Source organism: Nocardioides sp. NPDC000445 (assembly GCF_040300245.1).
Lineage (GTDB): Bacteria > Actinomycetota > Actinomycetes > Propionibacteriales > Nocardioidaceae > Nocardioides.
Genome location: NZ_JBEPDH010000009.1, coordinates 214,935 through 236,576, shown reverse-complemented (window position 1 = coordinate 236,576; position 21,642 = coordinate 214,935). Strand labels below are relative to the sequence as shown.

Genomic DNA, 21,642 nt, shown 5'->3' with positions numbered 1-21,642 from the left:
CGAGATCGAGAACGCGCACTACGCTGCAAGAAACCATCTCTCCCCGACCGGGTAGAGACACCATCAGAAGTGTCCGGAAACACCGGGGCGGTTCACGACCGATCACACCCCGCAGTGACCCGCGACCAAAACCCACCAGCCACACGATTCCGCTCCTGATAAGCCACACCCCACTCCCCCGGATACTCAGAGAGAACAGCCCGAGCAAACTGAAGCCCGATTCCACCCCGACGAACCCCAGCCACGACAAAGAAGCTGTTCAAGATGCGTACAGGCTGGTCGGCATCGCGCACAAGAGCGAACCCGACGGGATGAACCCCCGCGGTGAGAATCCAGGCGCACCACCCAGGGTCGGAGCGAAGTGCCGCGTCGAGCCACTCGGACCGGAAGGTGCCGTCGGCGAACGGAAGGGTGGAGCTGTAGCCCGACATCTCGTGCCGGAAGAGCAGCCAGAGATGGCGAAGGGCGAGATGGTCCTCGGCCCGGGCGAGACGGGCGGTGAGAGGGCGGGGAAGGTCGAGGTCGGTGTGAATGGTCGTCATACACGAAAGCCTCGGAGCGCGGTGCGCTCCGAGGCTTTCGGTCATTCTCTCATGCCATCCCGGCGACGATCAGGCGATGTGGAAGTCGCTCACGTTGACGTCGACGGCCTCGACGTCGATGTCGAAGTAGTCCTCGACGGCCTCGATGACCTGGGTGCGGATGGTGACGGCGGTGGCCTTGACCGGGGTGCCGTACTCGATCACGTAGGACACGGTGATGGTGGCGACCTCGTCGGCGATGTCGACCACGGTGCCCTCGTCGTCGATGGCGTGTACGCCCTCGACCTTGGCCACGATGTGGTGGACCAGGCGCTCGACGAGACCCTCGCTCACCGTCGACTTCCCGCGCTCCTCACGAGCGGCACGGGCGGCGCGCAGTACCCCGGTCAGGGTCGAGTCGGCGGTCGGCTCCGGCTCGACCACCGGCTCCGGCGCGAAGCCAGGGGCCGGAGTCTCGGACACGGTCTCCTCGGCCGCGTCGGGCTCCTCGACCGGCTCGGTCTCCTCGGTCACGGTGTCGGTGACCTCATCGGCGGGCGCCTCGGTGGAGTCGTCGGTCAGCGCCTCGTCGACGATCGCCTCGGTCTCCTCGACCTCGTCTTCGGCCTCCACCGGCGCCTCCTCTACGACGTCGGTCGGCTCGACGGCCGCCTCGACCTCCTCAGTGACCTCGGTCTCCACCGGCGCCTCCTCGGCTGCCACCTCGTCGACAGCGATCTCCTCGGCCGGCGCCTCGTCCTCGACGACGTCGACGATCTCCGCGTCGCTCTCGACCGACTCCGTCACGTCGGCAGTCTCATCAGCAGCCTCGTCGACAACCTCGTCGGCCGGCTCGACGTCGACCTCCACCGGCTCGGCCAGGTCGGCAGACCCGACCGTCTCCTCTGCCTCGACATCGGTCGGCTCGTCCTCCGCCTCACCGACGGTCTCCTCAACCTCGACCTCGGACGCCTCACCCTCGTCCGCAGCTACCACGACGTCCTCGACCTCGGTCGGCTCCTCGACCTCGGTCGGCTCCTCGACAGCGACCTCCTCGGCGAGCGCCTCGCCCTCCGGCTCGACGACGGTCTCCTCTGCCTCGTCGGTCTCGATCGCGTCCGCGGGCACGACGGTGTCCTCGGCGTCGACCTCGACCTCGACCCCGTCGGCCTCGGTGACCTCAGCGGCCTCTTCTGTGACGACCTCATCCGAGGCGTCCGTCACCTCGGCGTCGGTGGCGTCGACAGCGGCCTCGGTCTCGACCGGCGCCTCCTCGGTCGGCTCATCGACAACGGTCTCCTCGACCTCCTCGGTGGTGGTCTCGGCGACGGGGGCTTCGGCGTCGACGCCCTCGAGCGGCGCCTCGTACGTACCCTCGGTCTCGACCGCCTCGGCCGGAACCTCGTCGACGGCCTCGACAGGCTCCGTCACGGCGACCTCACCGACGACGTCGCTGCCCACCTCGCCACTGATCTCAACAGTCTCGACGGCGAGCTCGGCCACCTCGGCGGCCGGAGCCTCCTCGGTGTCGGTGACGACGTGCTCGGGGTCGGAGAGCGGGTCGACCGAAGGGGCCTCGGCGAGGGGCTCGATCACGGTCTCGGCAACCGGCTCGGCAACCGGCTCGGCGACCGGCTCGACGACCGGCGGGGCAGGGGGCTCGGTGACGTACGCGCTGGCCTCGGGGGCGGCCAGGCTCTCGCCGTAGCCAGGGGCGGAGAGGTCGGTCGAGTCGCCCTCCCCTGCCTTCGGCTGCTCGTTCTTGTTTCGGTTGAAGATGCCGCTGATGAAGTCGGACATGGCTTCGCATTCCTTCGAGTGAGGGGAGGGTTGTGGTCGAGCGCTCACAGCTGGGCGTGATGCTAGGGCTGGCACGCAGCGGGTCAGGTCGCGTGTCTTGGATTCCCTTGTCTTGTACCCCAACGTTCACCGACGCGAGGACCCCTTGTGTCAAACCTTCCGGGGACATTCGCCCGCCGTTCAGCCGACGTCGGAGACCCGCCGGAGCACGCGCTGTAGAACGACGGAAGAGCACGTACGTCACGACAGAACCGCACAGGGAGAGACGATGAATCCACTGCTGCTCCCGCTGGTCGCCGCACAGGCCGCGTACGTCCATCGGACCATCGGAAAGGAGCCTCGTCCGGAGGGTCCGACGAAGGGTTTCGTGCCGGCGCCGACGGACGATGAAGCACCCAGCCCGCTGCGGCTGATGGTGATCGGAGACTCGTCCGCTTCGGGGCGCGGCGCACCCACCCACGACGTCGCCTTCGCCGGGTCGATGGCGCGCGCGATCGCGCAGCGGACCGGGCGTCCGGTCGAGTGGCGGGCGCTCGGGAAGTACGGCGCGACCAGCGAGCGGATCCGGCACGGCATCCTCACCAAGGTCACCGGCGAGTGGGATCTCGCCGTGCTCCTGGTGGGCGTCAACGACATCCTCGCGCGCCGCTCGGTCGAGGCCTGGACGCGGGATCTGACCGCGATCGTCGAGACCCTCCAAGATCACGCGGCACACACCGCGCTCCCCGGCATCCCGGAGTTCGGCGCGTTCCCGTCACTCCCCCGCACCCTGCGGCGCTACCTCGCCGAGCGCGGGAAGGCGCTCGACGAGGCTGCGCGACTGGTCTGCGCCGGGCGTACGTCGGTCCAGTGGGTCAGCTCCGCCGATCTCGGTCCCGCGGAGCCGTCCTTCTTCGCCGCCGACGGCTTCCACGCCTCGCCGGCGGGCTATGCGCGCTGGGCGCAGGCGATCTGCGACCACCTCGATCTCTAGCCGGGCACCACCAGCTGCGCGAGCGGTACGTGGTGCTGGCCGGCGTGGGTGTCGCGGTCGCGCAGCGAGCCCTGCGAGACCGGGCGCGGGTAGGAGATCTTGACGACGTTGAGCGACGGGATCCGGAAGATCTGGACCGACCCGGGATCGACCCGGTAGAGACCGGCGACGACGTCCTCGTCGAGGAACGTCTCGTCGGCCGCGATCCGGTAGCCCTCGGCGTCGCGCATGAACAGCTCCATCGTGATCCAGAACGGCCCGGCGTTCTTGGAGCGGACCTCGGTCGCGAGGTCTCCCAGAGTGGTCTCAGGCATTGTGCTTCTCTCCGATCTCGGTGCTGAACTCGGTGCGGAACATCGCGGTCGGCGTGAGGCTCTCGACGGCATGGTTGAGCACGAACTCGTACGCAGCGCCCCGCTCGACCTCGGCCGGCGACCCGGGGAACGCCAGGCTGGGCAGGTAGTCCATGTCCTGGGCCGGCAGGTGCAGCATCAGCGGGTTGGCGACCTTGGCGACCGCGGTCGCCAAGGCCTGGTCGGCGGCCCGGACGAGCAGCATCACCCCGACCTCGCGCGGTGGCTCGGTGGATGGGTCGAGGTCGCCGAGGACCGCGTTGTAGCCGTAGAGGCGCAGGTCGTAGTCGTAGTCGTCCCTGGTCAGGCCGAGGGTCTGCTCGACCCGCTGGGTGAACACGAGGTGCATCAGCGAGGCCCAGCCCTCGATGTCCTTCAGGATCAGCGGGTCCCGGATCGCGGAGAACGACATGGTCTCGTAGCCGGTGATCCGGGCGCCCTCGAGCTTGATCGTGTGCTGGTCGGCGTGATGGAACCGCGACCCCTCGACGCGCACCCGGCGCTCGTCGAGCGTGGTGTAGACGGCGTCGCGCACGTCCAGGGTGCCGTCCGGCTCCCGCATCTCGAACGGGTTCGCCGTCTCGTACAGCATGTGGGCAGCCACCGAGATCGGCGTGCACGCGGCACTCTCGTCGAGCGGCTCGATGGTGAACCCGGCCCGGTCGATGGTCGCAAAGACCCCGCCCATCCGCGGGTTGGTCGTGCACTGGCCGCCGCACTCGACGATCTTGGCCGCGTGCCAGGTCGGCCCGGCGGGCATCCCCTTCAGCAAGGCGTACGCAGCGGCGTTGGCCGTGTCGGTCGCCCGCCCGGCCAGGACCACCTGAGCCCCGGCCGAGAGGGCCTCGGCGATCGGCTCGTGGCCCATCATGGCGACGATGTGGGTGCAGTCCTCGAGGGTTGCGCCGTCAAGGTCGCCCAGCGGCGGCAGCGGGTGGATCCGGCCGGCCTCCAGCGGCTCCTTCAGATCGGCGGCGCGCTGCTCGCTGTAGATCCGGGCGACCCTCATCGACAGGCCCTCCTCGGCGAGCAGGCCGTCGACGATCCCGGCGACCCAGTCGACGCCGTCGTCGGTGCCGCTGGTGCCGCAGGAGCCGACGATGAGCGGGATCCCGGCCCCGGCCGCTGCCCGGAGCAGAAGCCGCAGGTCGCGGGCGACCGCGGCGGCCGTGGTCTTCGGCTTCGAGGCACCCAGGTAGTAGGGACCGGAGTCGGTGGAGCCGCCGTCGACGGCGATCACGTCCGCTCCCAGCGCGATCCCACGGGTGATCGTCTCCTCCGGGAACCCGGCGCCGAGCATCCCGCTGGGCACCAAGATGCTGACGGAGTCAGCGTTGTCGCTGGTCATCTGTTGTTTCTCTCCTCGATCAGGTGGGCGTTGACAGCATGTTTCGGGCAGCCCGCGAGCGCGTCGAGGAGCTCGCGGGCTCCCTCGAGGCCGGCGGCCCGGCGGGCCTCGGCGGTCTGCCCGGCCAGGTGGGAGTGGACGACGATGCCGGGCACCCCGCGCAGCGGGCTCTCGGCCGGCAGCGGCTCCTCGGCGACCACGTCGAGCGCGGCTCCGGCGATCCGGCCCTCACGTACGGCGGAGACGAGCGCGCCCTCGTCGAGGATCGCGCCGCGGGCGGTGTTCACCAACACCGCCCCCGGCTTCATCAGCGCGAACGCGCCCGCGTCGAGCATCCCCCGCGTCCGTGGGGTCAGCGCCGTGTGCACCGAGACGAAGTCGGCTTCCGCCAGCAGCTCAGGCAGCTCGACGAACCGGACCTCCGGGTCGGTCCGCTCGACCTCGGCGACGGCGGTGGTGCACAGCACCCTCATCCCGAACGCCCGGGCCAGCGGAACGACCGCACGGGCGGCGGCGCCGTAGCCGATCAGACCCAGCGTGGAGCCGCGCAGCTCGCGGCCGTCCTCGCGTGGCCAGCCGCCGGCCGCGACGCCGGTCGCGGTCTCGACCAGCCGTCGGGAGGAGGCGAGGAGGAGTCCCATCGTGTACTCCGCGACCGCGTTGGCGTTGATCCCGGGCAGGTTGCTGACCGTGATCCCGGCGCGTGCGGCCGCTTCGACATCGATCGCGTCGTAGCCGACGCCGGTGCGTACGACCGCCCTGAGACGGTCCGCGGACGCGAGGACCTGCGCGGTGAGCGGGTCGTGACCGACCAGAGCGCCGTCGACCCCGGCGAGGTCCGCGACCAGATCCCCGGACCGGTAGCGGGTCTCGTGGCCCTGGGAGCGGAGAAGCTCGTCGACCTCGTCGCCGGGCCGCAGGTAGTCGGTGGTGATCAGGATCCGGGCCACCGCACTCACACCGCCCGCTCGACGTCGCCGCGCCGCTGCAGGCGGTCGATCCGCACCACGATCGCGACCGCGACCGCTGCGACGACCGCGATGTCGAGCAGCATCGTCTGCCAGCCCAGGATGTCGACGGCCCCGCCGATCAGGGCCGGACCGAGGAAGGCACCGCTCTGCCAGCCCACCGCATAGAGCGCCGCGTACGTCCCGAAGACCCGCGCCGACGGCGCCAGGTTCCACAGCACGACGACGGCGTTGACCAGGAAGGCCGAGGCACCGGCGGCGCCGATGCAGAACGCCACCACGGTGCCGGTCGGGGTCTGCACCAGGGTGCCGAGGAGCATGGCGGCCGCGAAGATCGCCATCCCGGCGATCATGGTGCGCAGCCGGCCGAAGCGCTCGGCGAACAGCGCGGTCGGATAGGCCGCGAGCAGGAACGCGACCCCGCTCGGCAGCGTGATCCCGCCCGCTTCGCCGCGCGAGAGCCCGAGGGTCTCCATGCCGTAGGGCGTGACCAGCGCGCGCGAGCCTGCCCAGGCGCTGCCGAAGACCAGGATCGCCACGATCAGCAGCAGCCGGCTGCGGTCGGTGTCGCGCACGATCTCCCAGATGGTGTCGCGGATGCGCGCCTGGCCGACCGAGGTCGACTCCGCGACGGCATCCTCTGCGGCGTCCTCGGCCACCGCCGCCTGATAACCGGGCGAGGAGCTGTCGCGGATCGAGAGGCAGAGCACGGTGACCGAGACGAGGGTGATCAGCGCGATCACCGCGAAGGCGAGTGCCGGATGGTCGTCGACCAGCAGGATGCTGACCACCGCCGCGACGATCACGGTGAGGCTGGAGGCGATCTTGACGGCGGCATTGGCCCGGCTGCGGCGCTCGGGGGCGATGAAGTCGGGCACCAGCGCCTCGCCGATCGGCTTGAACGAGTTCGAGACCAGAGCGAACGCGACGATGACGACGATCAGCAGCGGCAGCGAGTTCGAGGTGTGCGGCAGGGTCACGAACAGCAGCGCCGCGAGCGGCATCCCGACGGCGAGGTAGGGCATCCGGCGGCCCCAGCGCGTACGGGTCCGGTCGGACCGGTTGGCCATCCACGGCTGGATGAAGATGCCGAGCAGGTTGTCCATCCCCATGATGAAGCCGACGAGGGCGGCGCTGGCCAGGTGGTCGCGCAGCAGCGGCGGCACCTGGCTGTCGTAGAAGTTCCACATCGACTCCTGGGCGAAGACCGCCAGTGCGACGAGGAGCGTGATCCGGCGGGGCCCGAGCTGCCGTGGTGGGGCGGTGGGGATGGTGGTGCTCACGTGAGGGACCTCCGTGATCTCTGGTCTGTGGCGGCGCTCACAGTAGTTTTGCTACAGCAAAAGAGTCAAGAGGTGGCACTGTTGGAAAAGTGGCCTAGGATCAGGACCATGTCGATCTCCTCCCCCGAGACCACCCCGGAGACCACGACGGTGGCCGAGCGCGTCTATCAGGCTCTACGCAGCCAGATCGGCTCCGGTGAGCTCGAGCCCGGCGCCAAGGTGACCGAGCGAGGCATGGCCGAGCGCCTCGGCGTCAGCCCGACCCCGGTCCGCGAGGCGATCCGGCGGCTCGAGCTCGACGGCCTCGTGGAGCGGGTGGGGCCGCGTACGACGCTGGTGGCCCGGATCGAGGAGGACGCCAGCCACGACCTGGCCGAGGTGGAGGTCGCGCTGCGCGGCCTGGCCGCGCGGTTCGCCGCCCGGCACGCGACCGACGACGAGCTCGACGAGCTCGACCGGCTGCTCGACGAGGCCGACGACCTGGTGATCCTGATCCGGGCACGCCACCGCGACGGCAAGCCGGTCGAGAAGCACGCCGACCGCTTCCTCGACGTCCTCGGCCGCTTCAACGAGCTGGTCAACGCCGCCGCCCACAACCCGGTTCTGGTACGCCTCCTCGAGCAGTCGCGCTCGCTGAGCCGGTCGCGGCAGCGGGAGATCTCCCGAGCGCACCTGCTCGCCGGCGACGAGTTCGGCGCCGACCGCTACGCCGAGCACCGCGCCCTCGTGATCGCCCTGCGCGCCCGCGACGCCGTCGAGTCCGAGCGCATCGTCACCGAGCACGCCGCCCGCGGACTCCTCGACCTGCGGCGCGAGATCTAGTGGCAGGGGTCTTCACCGGCTTCGCCACGATCAGCGTCCTCATCGCCCTCGGCGCCCTGCTAGCCCAGCTCCGGATTCTGGACGAGCGCGGTCAGCGGACGCTCTCGACGGTAGCTTTCTACGTCGCCAGCCCGGCGCTGCTCATCACAGTCATGGACGACAGCGACCTCGGCTTCGTGCTCTCCGGCAACCTGGTCGCGGTCGCCGGCGGAGTGCTCGTCGCCGCGACGCTCGTGGCCACCGTCGAGACGCTGCGCCGCCGCGGCCTGGGCAACACGGTGGTCGCGGTCCTGTGCGGCTCCTACGCGAACGCCGGCAACCTCGGCCTGCCGATCGCGGCGTACGTCCTGGGCGACCCGGTCCTGGTGGCGCCGACCCTGCTGCTGCAGATGCTGGTCCTCCAGCCGCTGGCGCTGGTCCTGCTCGACGCCGACGCGAGCACCACGAAGCTGTCGTTCTGGGACGTGATCCGCCGCCCGCTGACCAACCCGATCACCGTCGCCTCCTTGATCGGGGTGGCGCTCTCCGTGACCGATCTCGACCTGCCGACAGCGGTCTCGGACCCGCTGGAGCTGGTGGCCGGGATGGCGGTCCCGTCCATGCTGATCGCCTACGGCGTTGCGCTGCGGCTCGGCCCGCTGCCCGGGCGCGGCGTCCCGGCGCTCGACCTGGCCGCCGTGGTCGCGACCAAGCAGATCGTGCAGCCGGTGGCGGCGTACCTCATCGGGAGGTTCGCGCTCGGCCTCGACGCCGAGGCGCTGCTGGCCGTCACCGTGCTCTCCGCGCTGCCGACCGCCCAGAACGTGTTCGTGGTCGCGCAGCGCTACAACCGCGCCACCCTGCTGGCCCGCGACGTCATCTTCGTCAGCACGCTGGCCACGGTGCCCGCGATCCTGCTGGTCGTACTGCTGCTCACCTAGCCCCGACGTCAGCGCCCGAGCCGACCAAAGTCCCTTGCGGCGGCATCCCTTCGGGCGTACCCTCGCGATATATCGGGACACTACGCCGACAGTCGATGCAGCTTTCACAAGGGAGATGACATGAGCAACCTCGACAACCTGCGGGTGAGCGAGGCCGATAGGGAGGAGGCGTCGGCGAGGCTCGCCGAGCACTACTCGACAGGCCGGCTCACCGACGACGACTACTACGAGCGCCTGGACGCGGTCTGGTCCGCGAAGGTCCGCGCCGACGTGGAGATGCTCTTCACCGACCTGCCGAAGACCGCGCCGCAGCCGCCGCAGGTCGCTCGCCGGCCGCGCCGGGGTCGCCCGCGAGCGTTCCCGCTGGTCGCCTGCTTCCTGCTCGTCGCGATCGGGCTGGTCGTGATGGGCGTGCCGTGGTGGGTCTTCGCCGCGATCGCCGTCGGAGCCATGGTCTTCCGCAACGGACCCCACCACTCCCGCCGTTGTCACCAGCACATGCGTCATTCCGCGCACTGAGTTCCGGATTCCGTGGCCCCCATCCGGGCACACCACTAGGTTGTGCCGCGGTCGCTACCCCACAGCCCACGAGGAATCCCGATGAGTCGCTCCCCCGCCCCCGCCGCGCGCCGCGGTCTGGCAGCCGCACTCGTTATCGCCCTGCCGCTCGCGCTCAGCGCCTGCGGCGGTGGCGAGTCCGCCGATGAGGGTGCCGGCGGCGCCACCGAGATCACCGTCGGAGTGATCCCGATCGTCGATGTCGCCCCCATCTATCTGGGGGTGGAGAAGGGGTTCTTCAAGGCGGAGGGCCTCGACGTCGACCTCGAGCTCGCCGAGGGCGGTGCCGCGATCATCCCCGCCGTGGCCACTGGTCGATACCAGTTCGGCTTCTCCAACACGACCTCCCTGCTCCTGGCTCAGACCCAGGACCTCCCGGTCCAGGTCGTCACCGCCGGCGTCAACGCCACCGACGACCCGTCGGCCGACATGGCCGGTGTCCTGGTCAAGGCCGGCAGCGACATCACCTCCCCCAGGGACCTGGAAGGCAAGAAGGTCGCGGTCAACACGCTCAAGAACATCAACACGACCACCACCAACGAGCTCGTCCGCCAGGACGGCGGCGACCCGACCGAGATCGAGTACGTCGAGCTGGCCTTCCCCGAGATCGGCCCGGCCATCGAGAAGGGCGACGTCGACGCGGGTCAGGTCGTCGAGCCGTTCCTCACCATCGGCACCCAGGGCGGCATGACCGACCTCGGCTCCAACTTCGTCGCCGCCGACCCGGGCCTCGCGGTCGCGGAGTACTTCACCTCGACGGACTACGCCGACTCCGACGCCGACACCGTCGCGGCCTTCACCCGTGCGATGAACGAGTCGCTCGACTACGCCCAGCAACACCCGGACGAGGTCAAGAAGATCCTGCCGACCTACACCGACATCGACGGATCGGTGCTCGCCGAGCTCAACACGCCGCAGTGGACCTCCGAGATCGACGCCGCGTCGATCCAGAGGCTCGCGGACCTCTCTAAGGCCGACGGCCTGTTCGCCAAGGACCCGGACGCGGACGCCCTGCTCCCCTGACCGTCGCCGGTCACTCGACCGCGGGGGCGATGATCCAGACCGCCGCGTCGGTGGGCAGGTCGCCCACGACCGGATCGCCGCTGTACATCACGATCTCACCCTCGGGAAGCGGCGTCGGCTCCATGCCGCAGTTGAGCACGACGATCAGGTCGGTCCTGGTGTCGGGGGAACCGCCGACGCCGCCGCGCCGGAACGAGACCACACCTTCGGGCGCGTCCAGGATCTCTACGTCCTCATCGGCACCGAGCGCGAAGGCCCGTCGCGCCGACAGCGCCGCCCGGTAGAACTCCAGCGTCGAGTCCCGGACACCGTTCTGAGCAGCCACGGTGAGGTCGACCCACTCGGCCGGCTGTGGCAGCCACGGCTGCGTGGGCAGGTCCTCGTCAGGCACCTGGCTGAACCCGAAGGGCGGCTCGAACCCGCTCCACGGCAGTGGCACCCGGCAGCCGTCACGACCACCCTCACCGGTCTCCGACCACGGGTCCTCCTGATACTCCGGCGGCAGATAGACCTGGGGCAGGCCCAGCTCCTCCCCCTGGTAGAGATACGCAGACCCCGGAAGCGCCAGCATCGTCAGCGTCGCCGCGCGAGCCCGGTGCAGCGCCTGCAGTCCGTCGCCATAACGCGAGCGGTGGCGTACGACATCATGGTTGGACAGGACCCAGGTCGGTGCCGCCCGCGAAGGACCGAGCGCCTTCAGGGTCGACCCGATGACCTGGGTGAACGCCTCGGCCGACCAGGGCGCCTGCAGCCAGGAGAAGTTGAACGCCTGGTTGAACTCGTCGGCACGTACGTAGCGCCGCAGCTCCGCCGGGCCAGGGGTCCAGGCCTCGGCGACCATCATCCGGTCGCCGTCGAAGGAGTCGATCAGCTTGCGCCAGGCGCGGTAGATCTCGTGGACGGCCAGGTTGTCCCACATCGGGGCGTCGGTGACGCCGCGCTCGTACATCACCGCGGCGTCGGAGGTCGGCGCGAGCCCCTCGGGGACGACCTGGTCGCGCAGCTCCTTGAAGAGCCCGTGGGCGATGTCGACCCGGAAGCCGTCCACGCCCCGGTCGAGCCAGAAGGTGAGGATCCTGGTGAACTCCTCGACCACCTCGGGGTTGTGCCAGTTGAGGTCCGGCTGGTCGTCGTCGAACAGGTGGAGATACCACTGCCCGTCCTCGATCCGCGTCCATGCCGGACCGCCGAAGACCGAGCGCCAGTTGGTGGGCGGCTCCTCGCCGTTCTCACCGCGGCCCTCGCGAAAGATGTAGCGGTCCCGCGCCGGTGACCCGGGTCCCGCCGCGCGAGCCTCCATGAACCACGGGTGTGCCGAGGACGTGTGGTTGGGGACCAGGTCGACGATGACCTTCAGGGCGAGCTCGTGGGCGCGCGCGATCAGATGATCGGCGTCGGCCAACGTGCCGAAGATCGGGTCGACGTCGCAGTAGTCGGCGACGTCGTAGCCGTGGTCGTTCTGCGGTGAGGTGTAGAAGGGGCAGATCCAGATCGCGTCGACGCCCAGCGCGGCGAGGTAGTCCAGGTGGTCGGTGATCCCCTGCAGGTCACCGAGCCCGTCGCCGTTCGAGTCCGCGAACGAACGCGGGTAGATCTGATATGCGACGGCTTCGCGCCACCATGGCTGGTCCACGTGGACCCCTATCTCCTCGATTGGCCTCCAGTACCCCGATCTTGTCGATGTGATGCTCGGGGTTGTCAAACCGGGCGGTCCTCCGCGGGCCTGCTATTCGAACGGATACACCGGCTGAAACGCCGAAAAACCGGGGTTGCCCGAAGTCGGCTCATGGCATGTAGGCTTGTCTGCGTTGAAGGAGGCGTCCCCACGCGCTTCGCGGTTGCTCTCGGTGACCGTTCGTGCAGCACTTGGTCTTCCGCAGAAGCAGAAATCAGGACTCGTGGATTCAACGCCCAAAGGGCGGCACGGAGTCGCCCTGTGTACACAAGGATTAGATTCATGACTCAGGGAACCGTGAAGTGGTTCAACGGCGACAAGGGCTTCGGCTTCATCGCCCAGGATAACGGGGGCGACGACGTCTTCGTGCACTTCTCCGCGATCCAGACCCAGGGCTACAAGACCCTGGACGAGAACCAGCGCGTCGAGTTCGACGTCACCCAGGGCCCGAAGGGCCCGCAGGCCGAGAACGTCCGCCCGGTCTGACTCTGGCTTTCAAGGCGGCCCCGCTCCTGCTTCGGCAGGGCGGGGCCGTCCCCCTTTTTGCAGTCCTTGCCTACTCGGGAAGCTTGGTGACGTCGACCCAGCCCCGGGCCTCGCTGATCGTCTCCAGGTCGCCGAGGGTGAGCGCGATGGTCGTGTTGGCGCTGCCCGCGGCCGGGTAGACCATGTCGAAGCGCTTCAGCGAGGCGTCGAGCCACACCTCGGCCGACGCCGGGTTGCCGAACGGGCAGACGCCACCGATCGCGTGTCCGGTCATCGGCTCCACGTCCTCGGCGGCGAGCATCCGCGCCTTGGTGCCGAAGTGGGCCTTGAACTTCGCGTTCGCGATCTTGGCGTCGCCGGCCGCGACGACGAGGATCGCGGCGGTCCGGTCCTCGGTGTAGAGGCTGATGGTCTTGGCGATCTCCGCCGGCGAGACCCCGAGAGCGACCGCGGCGAGCTCGACGGTCGCCTTCGACTCGACGGACTCGATGATGTCTCCACCGCGTCCGAATCGGTCCAGGTGGGTGCGGGCCAGCTCGATCGACATGATCCTCACCCTAGCGGCGCGTCCCGCCACCGAAGGAGTCGGCGACGGCGCGGTCGGTGAAGATCCGGTACTCCATCGGCGAGGGCGACCCGAACGGCGAGTCCGGCACCGTGCCGCAGACGATCACCAGGTTGCCTGCGCGGCGCCCCTTCATCGTCGCCGGCTCGACACCGACGACCATCTCGCCGAGGTCGCGGGCCGCCGCGACGAGGTCGCGCGCCTGAGGGAACGGCGCCCGGTCGACGAGGTTGGCCACGAAGACACCAGAGGGGGCGAGGACGCGGCGTACGTCCTCCACGAAGGCGGCGGAGGTGAGCTCGTCCGGGGTGCGACCGCCGTCGAAGGCGTCGAGGATCACCAGGTCGGCGAAGCCGTCGCGTACGCCGCCGATGCCGCTCTTCCCGTCGACGGGACGCACCTTGATGCCGCTGCGCGGCGGGAGCGGCGCCTCGCTGCGTACGCGCTCGATGACCTCGACCGACGGCTCGAGCACGATCTGCGAGGAGCGCGGCCGGGTCACGTGGACGTAGCGCGCCAGCGTCATCGCGGCACCGCCGATATGCAGGACTCGCACTGGCCCTGGAGGCAGTCGGTCGATAACATCCCCGATACGCCTCATGTAGTCGAACACGAGGCGGGTCGGATCCCCCAGATCGACGGCCGACTGCTGCATCGCGTCCAGTTCGAGCACATATACATCGTCGGCCATAGCGGAGATACCCTACCCCCCACGTGGAAATGGGGGACCTGTTCCTCTATTGTGACCTGCGCGACAACGGCACTATTGCCCGCTATGGTTGCATCTCGGGTACCCCTAGGGGTATCTACGGATGTCTCCAGATCTACTTCGCCGATCCCCCACACCCCGCCCGGCGAGGAACGAGAGGAAGTCAAAGCAGCGTGACAACCATCGAAGAAGTCACGATCGGGGCGTTCAGCCAACCCCTGGTCGGGATGTCGTTCATCATCTCCGTTCTCGGCTCATGGGTCGGCCTGACCTGTGCGACCCGCGCTCGTAGGCGCGGTGCGGGCACGGGCGCTTGGCTCTGGCTGTTCGGCGCCGCCGCCTCGATCGGCGGAGGTGCGATCTGGTCCATGCACTTCATCGGCATGCTCGCCTTCGACAGCCACGTGGCGTACGCCCTCGACGTCGGCACCACCCTCATCTCGCTCGCCGTCGCGATCATCGCGGCGATGGTCGGCATGCTGATCGCGACCGCCATGCGCGGCAACGCGGGCTACATCGTCGGTGGTCTGGTCACCGGGGCCGGTGTGTGCGCGATGCACTACACCGGCATGTACGCCATGGACATGAGCGCCAAGATGGTCTGGAAGCCGGCCGTGGTCGTGGCCTCGGTCGTCATCGCGCTGGTCGCCTCGGCGCTCGCGCTCTTCTTCGCCTTCAACGTCACCACGCGGCTGATGCGCGTGGGCGCTGCCGTCATCATGGGCATCGGCGTGTGCGTCATGCACTACACCGGCATGCTCGCTCTCGAGATCCACAGCTCCCCCGACGACAAGCTCGGACACGTCAGCGGCGCCGACCCGGTCTACCTGGCGATGCCGATCTTCGCGATCTCGGCCGGCATGCTGATCGTGATCGGCTTCGCCACCATGTTCGCGGGCATCAACGACGATCTCGAAGACCCATGGACCCCGGACCAGCGGCCGGTGACCTCCGACTCCGGCGCCCACGCGATGATGCCGCAGCGGCCGGCCCTGGGTCAGTCCTTCTCCGGTCACGAGCCCGACATGCTCCAGCAGCCACGACAGCCGCTGCAGCCGCTCCCGACGCGTCAGCCGGCCGCCTCCGGCAGCCCGCAGGCGAACCAGGCGGCAGGCGAGGGCATCGGCAGCATGTTCTCCCAGCGCCCGCAGAACCCGGGCCAGCGTCCGCAGCGTCCGACCCAGCTGCGCCCGCAGAACGGACGTTGGACGCCCCGGCCCTACGCGCAGCAGCCCTCCAACGGCTTCCCGGAGCGGCGGACGGACCTGTTCAACCCGCAGGGTGGACAGCCCGGCGAGGAGGCGACCAACGAGCCGCCGGCTCAGCCGCAGCCTCGGGCGCCGCGCAATCCGGGCTGGCTGCCGCCGCGCAACGACAACAACCTCTAGGCCGACTGCATCTGGGGGCTACTCCCAGAAGACGCGCTCGACCACACCGTGGGCGAGGCGGGTCATCCGCAGGTAGTCATTGACCAGCTCGTCGGTCGCGCCCGCCGGATAGCCGAGGATGGCCGCGACGGCGTGCTGCTCGACGGGCCCTGCGGGCAGCGAGTCCGCCGGGCGGCCGCGCGCGAGCGTGACCGCGTTGCGGACCCGGCTGACCATCCGCCACGCCTCGATGAGCGTCTCGGCGTCGTCGGCCGCGATCAACGAGGCGTCGCGGGCGGCCTGCAGCGCCTCGACGGTGCGTGGCGTACGCAGCCCCGGGACGGCGTACGCATGCCGCATCTGCAGCAGCTGGACGGTCCACTCGATGTCGGCGAGCCCGCCGCGGCCGAGCTTGAGATGGGTGTTGGGGTCGGCGCCGCGGGGCAACCGCTCGTGGTCGACGCGGCCCTTGATGCGGCGCACCTCGATGATGTCGTCCTCGCTCAGCCCACCCTCGGGGTAGCGCAGCGGGTCGATCATCTCGGTGAACGCCTCGCGCACCTGCGGGTCGCCGACGACGGCGTCGGCGCGCAGCAGCGCCTGCGACTCCCAGATGCCCGACCACTTCGCGTAGTAGGAGGCGTACGCCGGCAGGGTCCGCACCAGCGCGCCCTGCCGTCCCTCGGGGCGCAGGTCGGCGTCGATCTCCAGTGGCGGGTCGGCACCCGGCAGGGCGAGCAGCCGGCGTAGGTCGGCGATGACCTTGAGCGCGAACTGGGTCGCCTCGCCCGGGTCGGCACCCTCGACGGGCTGGTGGACGAAGAGCACGTCGGCATCGGAGGCGTAGGAGAGCTCGAACCCGCCGTAGCGGCCCATCGCGATGATGGCGATCCGCGTCGGCGGCCCGTCGATCCCACGACGGGAGACCTCCTCGGCCACGACCGTCCGCAGCGAGGCCTCCAAGGTGGCGTCGGTCAGCCGGGACAGCGCAGCACCGATGGTGTCGATCCCGGCCTCACCGAGGAGCTCGGCAGCCGAGATCCGGAACAGCTCGCGGCGGCGGATGGCCCGGATGTGGCGTACGGCCTCTTCGGCGGAGGTGGTGGTGCGCCGGCGGGCTGCGCGGGCGACCATCTCGTCGGTCAGCGCCTCGGCGGAGAGCGGCGCGAGGTCGTGGCCCAGGAGGCGCAGCGCCTCGGGCTCCCGCTCCAGCAGCGCCGTCGTGTAGCGCGAGGTGGACAGGATCGTGGCGAAGTGTTGCGCGACCAGGCCCTCGTCGCGCAAGGAGCGCAGATACCAGGGGGTGGCGCCGAGGGCGTCGGAGATCCGGCGGAACCCGAAGAGCCCGGCGTCGGGGTCGGAGCCCTCGGAGAGCCACTCCAGCATCACCGGCAGCAGCGCCCGCTGCAGCGCGGCGCGCCGGGAGACGCCCGTGGTGAGCGCCTCCAGGTGCCGCAGCGCAGCCTTGGGGTCGGCGTAGCCCAGGGCGGTCAGCCGCTCCTCGGCCGCCTTCGCGGAGAGGTGGGCCTGGCCGGACGGGATCCGGGCGACCGCGTCGAGGAGCGGCCGGTAGAAGAGCTTCTCGTGGAGGCGGCGTACCTCGATCCGCTGGTGGCCCCACTCCTTCTCCAGCCGCACCACCGGGTCGCGCAGGTAGCCGAGCGAGCGCGCCAGCCAGCGCAGCGACTCCTCGTCGTCGGGGACGACGTGGGTGCGTCGCAGCCGATAGAGCTGGAGCCGGTGCTCCATCCGCCGCAGGAACGCGTAGGCCTCGTGCATGGCCTCGCCGTCCTCGCGCCCGACATAGCCGGAGCGGGTCAGCGCCGCCAGCGCGGAGAGCGTGGTCGGCTGGCGGATGCCGGTGTCGGTGCGGCCGTGGACCAGCTGCAGCAGCTGCACCGCGAACTCCACGTCGCGCAACCCGCCGGCGCCGAGCTTGAGCTCGCGGTCGGCCTCCCGGGACGGGATGTGGGCGATGACCCGGCGCCGCATCTTCTGGGTGTCGGAGACGAAGCCGTCGCGCTCGGCGGCCTTCCAGACGAACGGGTTGACGGCGTCGACGTAGGCCCGGCCCAGGGCGAGGTCGCCCGCGGCCGGCCGGGCCTTGAGCAGCGCCTGGAACTCCCAGGTGCTCGCCCAGCGCTCGTAGTAGCCGACGTGGCCGGTGATCGTGCGGGAGAGCGCGCCCGCCTTGCCCTCGGGGCGCAGCGCGGCGTCGACGGGCCAGATGGTGCCTTCGCCGGTGTGGGCCGAGCAGACCTGGATCAGGTTGCTGGCGAGCTGGGTGGCCACTCGCAGCGACACGTCGTCGCCGACTCCGTCGGCGGCCTCGTGGGCGAAGATCACGTCGACGTCGGAGACGTAGTTGAGCTCGTGGCCGCCGCACTTGCCCATCGCGACGACGGCCAGCCGGACCTTGTCGGCGTCCGTCCCCACCCGCGCGCGGGCGACCGCGAGCGCGGCGTCGAGGGTGGCGCAGGCCAGGTCGGAGAGCTCGGCGGCGACATCGTCGACCGGGAGCTGGTGGGCCAGGTCGCGGGCGGCCAGCCGGAGCAGCCAGCGGCGGTACTCCACCCGCAGCGCGTCGACCGCCTCCGCGTCCGGGACCGTGGCCACCGGGCACTCGTCACCCGGCTTCGCGCCGACGGCCTCGAGCAGCGAGGCCCGGAAGACGTACGCAGCGGGCCTGGTCGTGCCGAGGGTCGGGTCGGCCAGCTCGCGCCAGTGATCGGGATGGCGGGCCAGGTGGTCGGTCAGCGCGGGCGAGGCGCCGAGCACGGAGACCAGCCGCATCGCAGTGCCCTCGTCGCCGGCGAGCTCCTCGACGAAGCCGTCGCCCTGGGACTCGGCGAGCGTGACCAGACCGTCCAGCGCCGCGTCGGGGTCGGCCGCCTGACCCAGGATCGCCAACAGCTCGTGGGCGCCGGGGCCGAGACCTGCCAGATGGGCCAGGGCCGTGTCCGGGTCGTTGAAGCCGAGCCGGAGCAGCTCGCCCTTGCCTGGCAACGTCATGGCCCCGATTCTGTCACCTGGGTGACGTCACGCGCTCCAGGGCCTGGGGGTCGGGATGACCCCTCCCCGGGTGCCGCCGGGGGCGACGGCGGCACTGCGTTCACGGACCAGGCGAGCGAACCCGAAAGCCAACGGCTGCCAGGTCTTGATCAGCTCCTTCTCGGCGAAGGTGGCCGTCGCGACCACGTCGTCGACGCTGCGCCCGATCTGCTCGAGCTCCTCGACCGACTCCTCGGCCCAGACCGCAACCGCGGCGGCGTCGACCTCGGGGTGGAACTGCACGCCCCACACGGTCGGAGCGAACCGCGCCGCCTGGACCTGTCCGTCGATCGAGCTGGCCAGCTGGACGGTGCCCTCGGGCAGCCGGCCGACGACGTCGCGGTGCCAGTGCATGGCGCGGTCGTCGCCCGCCAGCAGGCGCATCAGCGGGTCGAAGAGCACCTCGGGCTCCCAGGTCACCTGGTGTACGCCCACGGTGAGCCCGAACGGGCTGCGCTCCACGGTGCCACCGAGCGCCATCGCGGCCAGCTGGTGGCCCAGGCAGATCCCGAGCGTCGGGATACCGGCCTCGGCGGCCTGCGCGATCCGCTCGCGAGTGACCTGGAGCCAGGGGTGCTCGTCGTCGGAGTCGGCGTCCATCGAGCCACCCATCACAAGCAGCCCCGAGTAGGAGGCATCCAGCGACGAGAGCGGCGGGATCGGCTCGGCGTACGCCCGACAGACGTCGACACACATGCCCGCCTCAGCCAGCCAATGACCGAACAACGCCGGCGGCACTGTCTCCTCGTGCTGGATCACAAGCACTCGGGGAAGACTCAACGACATCACTCCCACTCTCCCGTTCGATCCAGTGTGGCAGCACCAGATCGGAAGTGTGGAATCGGGCTTGAGTTTCCTTGACAACCAGTTTGCGGACTCAGATGACCGGCAGCATCCGGGAGCGCTCGTAGGCGGTCACCTGCTCGCGGTAGGCGGCCCACTCGGCGCGCTTGTTGCGCAGGAAGAAGTCGAAGACGTGCTCGCCCAGGGTCTCGGCGAGGAGCTCGGAGTCCTCGGCCATCCCGATCGCCTCGTCGAGGTTCTCCGGCAGCGGGTCGATGCCGAGGCTCTTGCGCTCGCGCTCGGTCAGCGCCCACACGTCGTCCTCGGCCTCGCGCGGCAGCTCGTAGCCCTCCTCGATTCCCTTCATGCCCGCCGCCAGGATCACGGCGAAGGCCAGGTAGGGGTTGCAGGCGGCGTCGAGGCTCCTGACCTCGATGCGGGTCGACTGGCCCTTGAGGGGCTTGTACATCGGCACCCGGACCAGCGCCGAGCGGTTGTTGTGGCCCCAGGCGACGTGAGCCGGCGCCTCTCCCCCGCCGATCAAGCGCTTGTAGGAGTTGACCCACTGGTTGGTCACCGCGGTGATCTCGCCGGCGTGGCGGAGCACGCCGCCGATGAAGCTGCGACCGGTCTTGGAGAGCTGGTATTCGGCGCCCGGCTCGTAGAACGCGTTGGCGTCGCCCTCGAACAGGCTCAGGTGGGTGTGCATGCCCGAGCCCGGGTGATCGGTGAACGGCTTGGGCATGAAGCTGGCCCAGATGCCCTGGCTCAGCGCCACCTCGCGGATCACCGTACGGAAGGTCATGATGTTGTCGGCGGTGCTCAGCGCATCGGCGTAGCGCAGGTCGATCTCGTTCTGGCCCGGCCCGCCCTCGTGGTGGCTGTATTCGACGCTGATGCCCATGGCCTCGAGCATCGTGATCGCCTCACGCCGGAAGTCGGCGCCCATCGACTGCGCGGTGTGGTCGAAGTAGCCACTGGAGTCGACCGGGGTCGGCTCGCTGCCGTCGCGCGGGTTGTCCTTGAAGAGGTAGAACTCGATCTCGGGGTGCGTGTAGAAGGTGAAGCCCTTCTCCGCGGCGTTGGACAGGGTGCGCTTGAGCACGTAGCGGGGGTCGGCGTAGGACGGCGAGCCGTCGGGCATCACGATGTCGCAGAACATCCGGCCCGTGGCTGGGCCGTCCTGGCGCCACGGCAGGATCTGGAACGTGCTCGGATCCGGCAGGGCCAGCATGTCGGCCTCGGTCACCCGCGCGAACCCCTCGATCGCGCTGCCGTCGAAGCCGATGCCCTCCGCAAAGGCGCTCTCGAGCTCGGCCGGCGCCACCGCGACCGACTTCAGATAGCCGAGCACGTCGGTGAACCACAGCCGCACGAAACGTACGTCCCGCTCTTCGAGTGCCCGGAGCACGAAGTCCTGTTGCTTGCCCATGCGTGAACACTAACGGTCCGACGTTACAGGCGGGATCTCCGCGCCACGGTCAGCGGCCGGGACCTCTGAAGATCGAGATCACCAGCGCCACCCCGAACCCCGCCAGGGCGGCTCCGAGGATCGACCAGGCGGTGCTCGTGCCGCCTCCGCCGAGATAGCCCATGCCGGTCAGCGCCAGCGCTCCGCCGGCCAGGAGAAGCACGGCGGCCACCAGGAGCCCAAGAGCCTTACCCACAGTCATGACACGGCAATCTAGGTGATGACCAGGGCGAGGGTCACCAGCGAGGTCATCCAGGAGACGAAGCTGCCGACCAGGAAGTATTCGGTCACGTCGTTGATGCTCGGCCCCTCGTGCTCGCCGCGGAACGACTGCAGCTCCGGCCAGCGGATCAGGCCCTTGGCCGCGACCACCAGGCCGGCGGCGGCCAGGTTGCCGGTGAGACCGAGCCCGAAGATCGTCAGCCGCTCGAGCGGACCCAGGAGCCGGCCGCCCTTGAGGTTGTTGCCGTCGACACCGTCGAGCGGGTTGGCCACCTTGGCGACGTCGAGGACGAGCTGCACCACGACGTTGCCGGTCGAGACCTGGACCAGCAGGCCACCGAAGACGAGCAGCACAGCCTCGGGGCGCGCCGCCTCGACCCAGACCCAGGGCGCGTGCTCCGCCCACGCGGCGACCGGTCCGCCGACCTCGCCGGCCACCGGGGCCAGCAGGATCCCGACGAAGATCGCCCCGCCGAGCAGCGCCAGCGGGATCCCCGGACGGGGGTTCTTGTCCACGCCCTGGGGCGGATGGGCCAGGAACCCCCACAGCACGGTGAGCCCGGCGATCACGATCACGGCCGCCAGGTCACCTCCGAAGAGGGCCGAGAGCAGGCCGAAGGCGATCACCGCAGCAGCCCCGATCGCCTCCGGGACCCAGCGGATCTGCTTGAACGGGTCGATGATCGAATGGGCGAAGTCGACCGTCCCGACCCCGATCAGCAGCAGCGCTATCCAGCTCATGCC

The 21,642-nt window shown here is 70.0% G+C and carries 21 protein-coding genes; 7 read left to right on the top strand and 14 right to left on the bottom strand.

Annotated features, from left to right (window positions below):
- Positions 1 to 92: 92 nt before the first annotated feature.
- Positions 93 to 542, bottom strand: coding sequence for a GNAT family N-acetyltransferase (locus ABT304_RS14705; protein WP_350716126.1), 450 nt, complete (start codon positions 540 to 542; stop codon positions 93 to 95).
- A gap of 69 nt (positions 543 to 611) precedes the next feature.
- The gene (locus ABT304_RS14700) at positions 612 to 2,321 is read right to left on the bottom strand and encodes an Asp23/Gls24 family envelope stress response protein (RefSeq protein ID WP_350716125.1); all 1,710 of its coding nucleotides are present in this window, start codon (positions 2,319 to 2,321) and stop codon (positions 612 to 614) included.
- 268 nt (positions 2,322 to 2,589) lie between these two features.
- On the opposite strand from ABT304_RS14700, the gene ABT304_RS14695 reads away from it, so the two are divergent.
- Positions 2,590 to 3,294 carry an SGNH/GDSL hydrolase family protein gene (locus ABT304_RS14695; protein WP_350716123.1) on the top strand — a complete coding sequence of 235 codons (705 nt, stop codon included), beginning with the start codon at positions 2,590 to 2,592 and terminating at the stop codon, positions 3,292 to 3,294.
- Here the strand turns inward: ABT304_RS14695 and ABT304_RS14690 are convergent.
- The 4 genes from ABT304_RS14690 to ABT304_RS14675 are packed head-to-tail and all read right to left on the bottom strand — an operon-like array spanning position 3,291 to position 7,246.
- Positions 3,291 to 3,608 carry a DUF4387 domain-containing protein gene (locus ABT304_RS14690; RefSeq protein WP_160022180.1) on the bottom strand — a complete coding sequence of 106 codons (318 nt, stop codon included), beginning with the start codon at positions 3,606 to 3,608 and terminating at the stop codon, positions 3,291 to 3,293. The genes ABT304_RS14695 and ABT304_RS14690 overlap by 4 nt on opposite strands.
- Complete coding sequence (locus ABT304_RS14685) at positions 3,601 to 4,995, bottom strand: acyclic terpene utilization AtuA family protein (RefSeq protein ID WP_350716121.1); 1,395 nt, start codon at positions 4,993 to 4,995, stop codon at positions 3,601 to 3,603. Before ABT304_RS14685 ends, ABT304_RS14690 begins: the two co-directional genes overlap by 8 nt.
- Positions 4,992 to 5,954 (bottom strand): phosphoglycerate dehydrogenase, encoded by a 963-nt coding sequence (locus ABT304_RS14680; RefSeq protein WP_350716119.1) that lies wholly within the window; start codon positions 5,952 to 5,954, stop codon positions 4,992 to 4,994. Before ABT304_RS14680 ends, ABT304_RS14685 begins: the two co-directional genes overlap by 4 nt.
- Positions 5,951 to 7,246: an MFS transporter gene (locus ABT304_RS14675; protein ID WP_350716118.1), complete on the bottom strand. Its 1,296-nt coding sequence runs from the start codon at positions 7,244 to 7,246 to the stop codon at positions 5,951 to 5,953. The genes ABT304_RS14680 and ABT304_RS14675 overlap by 4 nt, the downstream gene beginning before the upstream one ends.
- A gap of 108 nt (positions 7,247 to 7,354) precedes the next feature.
- Between ABT304_RS14675 and ABT304_RS14670 the strand changes: the two genes are divergently transcribed.
- From ABT304_RS14670 to ABT304_RS14655, 4 genes are all read left to right on the top strand, one after another.
- Positions 7,355 to 8,068, top strand: coding sequence for a GntR family transcriptional regulator (locus tag ABT304_RS14670; RefSeq protein ID WP_160022174.1), 714 nt, complete (start codon positions 7,355 to 7,357; stop codon positions 8,066 to 8,068).
- Positions 8,068 to 8,988, top strand: coding sequence for an AEC family transporter (locus ABT304_RS14665; RefSeq protein ID WP_350716116.1), 921 nt, complete (start codon positions 8,068 to 8,070; stop codon positions 8,986 to 8,988). The genes ABT304_RS14670 and ABT304_RS14665 overlap by 1 nt, the downstream gene beginning before the upstream one ends.
- A gap of 120 nt (positions 8,989 to 9,108) precedes the next feature.
- On the top strand, positions 9,109 to 9,507 hold the full coding sequence (locus ABT304_RS14660; protein WP_350716114.1) for a DUF1707 domain-containing protein: 399 nt from the start codon (positions 9,109 to 9,111) through the stop codon (positions 9,505 to 9,507).
- Positions 9,508 to 9,588: 81 nt separating this feature from the next.
- Positions 9,589 to 10,569 (top strand): ABC transporter substrate-binding protein, encoded by a 981-nt coding sequence (locus ABT304_RS14655; RefSeq protein ID WP_350716113.1) that lies wholly within the window; start codon positions 9,589 to 9,591, stop codon positions 10,567 to 10,569.
- A gap of 10 nt (positions 10,570 to 10,579) precedes the next feature.
- Here ABT304_RS14655 and ABT304_RS14650 read toward each other — a convergent pair whose 3' ends face one another.
- Positions 10,580 to 12,202: a glycoside hydrolase family 13 protein gene (locus ABT304_RS14650; RefSeq protein WP_350716111.1), complete on the bottom strand. Its 1,623-nt coding sequence runs from the start codon at positions 12,200 to 12,202 to the stop codon at positions 10,580 to 10,582.
- A gap of 324 nt (positions 12,203 to 12,526) precedes the next feature.
- On the opposite strand from ABT304_RS14650, the gene ABT304_RS14645 reads away from it, so the two are divergent.
- Entirely contained in the window at positions 12,527 to 12,730 is a 204-nt protein-coding gene (locus ABT304_RS14645) for a cold-shock protein (RefSeq protein ID WP_008357755.1), read from the top strand.
- Positions 12,731 to 12,800: 70 nt separating this feature from the next.
- Here the strand turns inward: ABT304_RS14645 and ABT304_RS14640 are convergent, their stop codons facing one another.
- Positions 12,801 to 13,277 carry a YbaK/EbsC family protein gene (locus tag ABT304_RS14640; RefSeq protein ID WP_350716110.1) on the bottom strand — a complete coding sequence of 159 codons (477 nt, stop codon included), beginning with the start codon at positions 13,275 to 13,277 and terminating at the stop codon, positions 12,801 to 12,803.
- A 10-nt stretch (positions 13,278 to 13,287) separates the two neighbouring features.
- Positions 13,288 to 13,986 carry a spermidine synthase gene (locus tag ABT304_RS14635; RefSeq protein WP_350716109.1) on the bottom strand — a complete coding sequence of 233 codons (699 nt, stop codon included), beginning with the start codon at positions 13,984 to 13,986 and terminating at the stop codon, positions 13,288 to 13,290.
- Positions 13,987 to 14,177: 191 nt separating this feature from the next.
- Here ABT304_RS14635 and ABT304_RS14630 point away from each other — a divergent pair, with 191 nt between their 5' ends.
- Positions 14,178 to 15,392 carry an MHYT domain-containing protein gene (locus ABT304_RS14630; RefSeq protein ID WP_350716108.1) on the top strand — a complete coding sequence of 405 codons (1,215 nt, stop codon included), beginning with the start codon at positions 14,178 to 14,180 and terminating at the stop codon, positions 15,390 to 15,392.
- An 18-nt stretch (positions 15,393 to 15,410) separates the two neighbouring features.
- Here the strand turns inward: ABT304_RS14630 and ABT304_RS14625 are convergent, their stop codons facing one another.
- The 5 genes from ABT304_RS14625 to ABT304_RS14605 form a co-directional block, all read right to left on the bottom strand.
- On the bottom strand, positions 15,411 to 18,383 hold the full coding sequence (locus ABT304_RS14625) for a bifunctional [glutamine synthetase] adenylyltransferase/[glutamine synthetase]-adenylyl-L-tyrosine phosphorylase (RefSeq protein WP_350716107.1): 2,973 nt from the start codon (positions 18,381 to 18,383) through the stop codon (positions 15,411 to 15,413).
- A 27-nt stretch (positions 18,384 to 18,410) separates the two neighbouring features.
- Entirely contained in the window at positions 18,411 to 19,187 is a 777-nt protein-coding gene (locus ABT304_RS14620) for a type 1 glutamine amidotransferase (protein WP_350716106.1), read from the bottom strand.
- A gap of 112 nt (positions 19,188 to 19,299) precedes the next feature.
- Positions 19,300 to 20,637 (bottom strand): type I glutamate--ammonia ligase, encoded by a 1,338-nt coding sequence (gene glnA / locus ABT304_RS14615; protein WP_160022154.1) that lies wholly within the window; start codon positions 20,635 to 20,637, stop codon positions 19,300 to 19,302.
- 49 nt (positions 20,638 to 20,686) lie between these two features.
- Positions 20,687 to 20,878 carry a hypothetical protein gene (locus ABT304_RS14610; RefSeq protein ID WP_141805306.1) on the bottom strand — a complete coding sequence of 64 codons (192 nt, stop codon included), beginning with the start codon at positions 20,876 to 20,878 and terminating at the stop codon, positions 20,687 to 20,689.
- An 11-nt stretch (positions 20,879 to 20,889) separates the two neighbouring features.
- Positions 20,890 to 21,639 (bottom strand): hypothetical protein, encoded by a 750-nt coding sequence (locus tag ABT304_RS14605; protein WP_350716104.1) that lies wholly within the window; start codon positions 21,637 to 21,639, stop codon positions 20,890 to 20,892.
- Positions 21,640 to 21,642 lie beyond the last annotated feature (3 nt).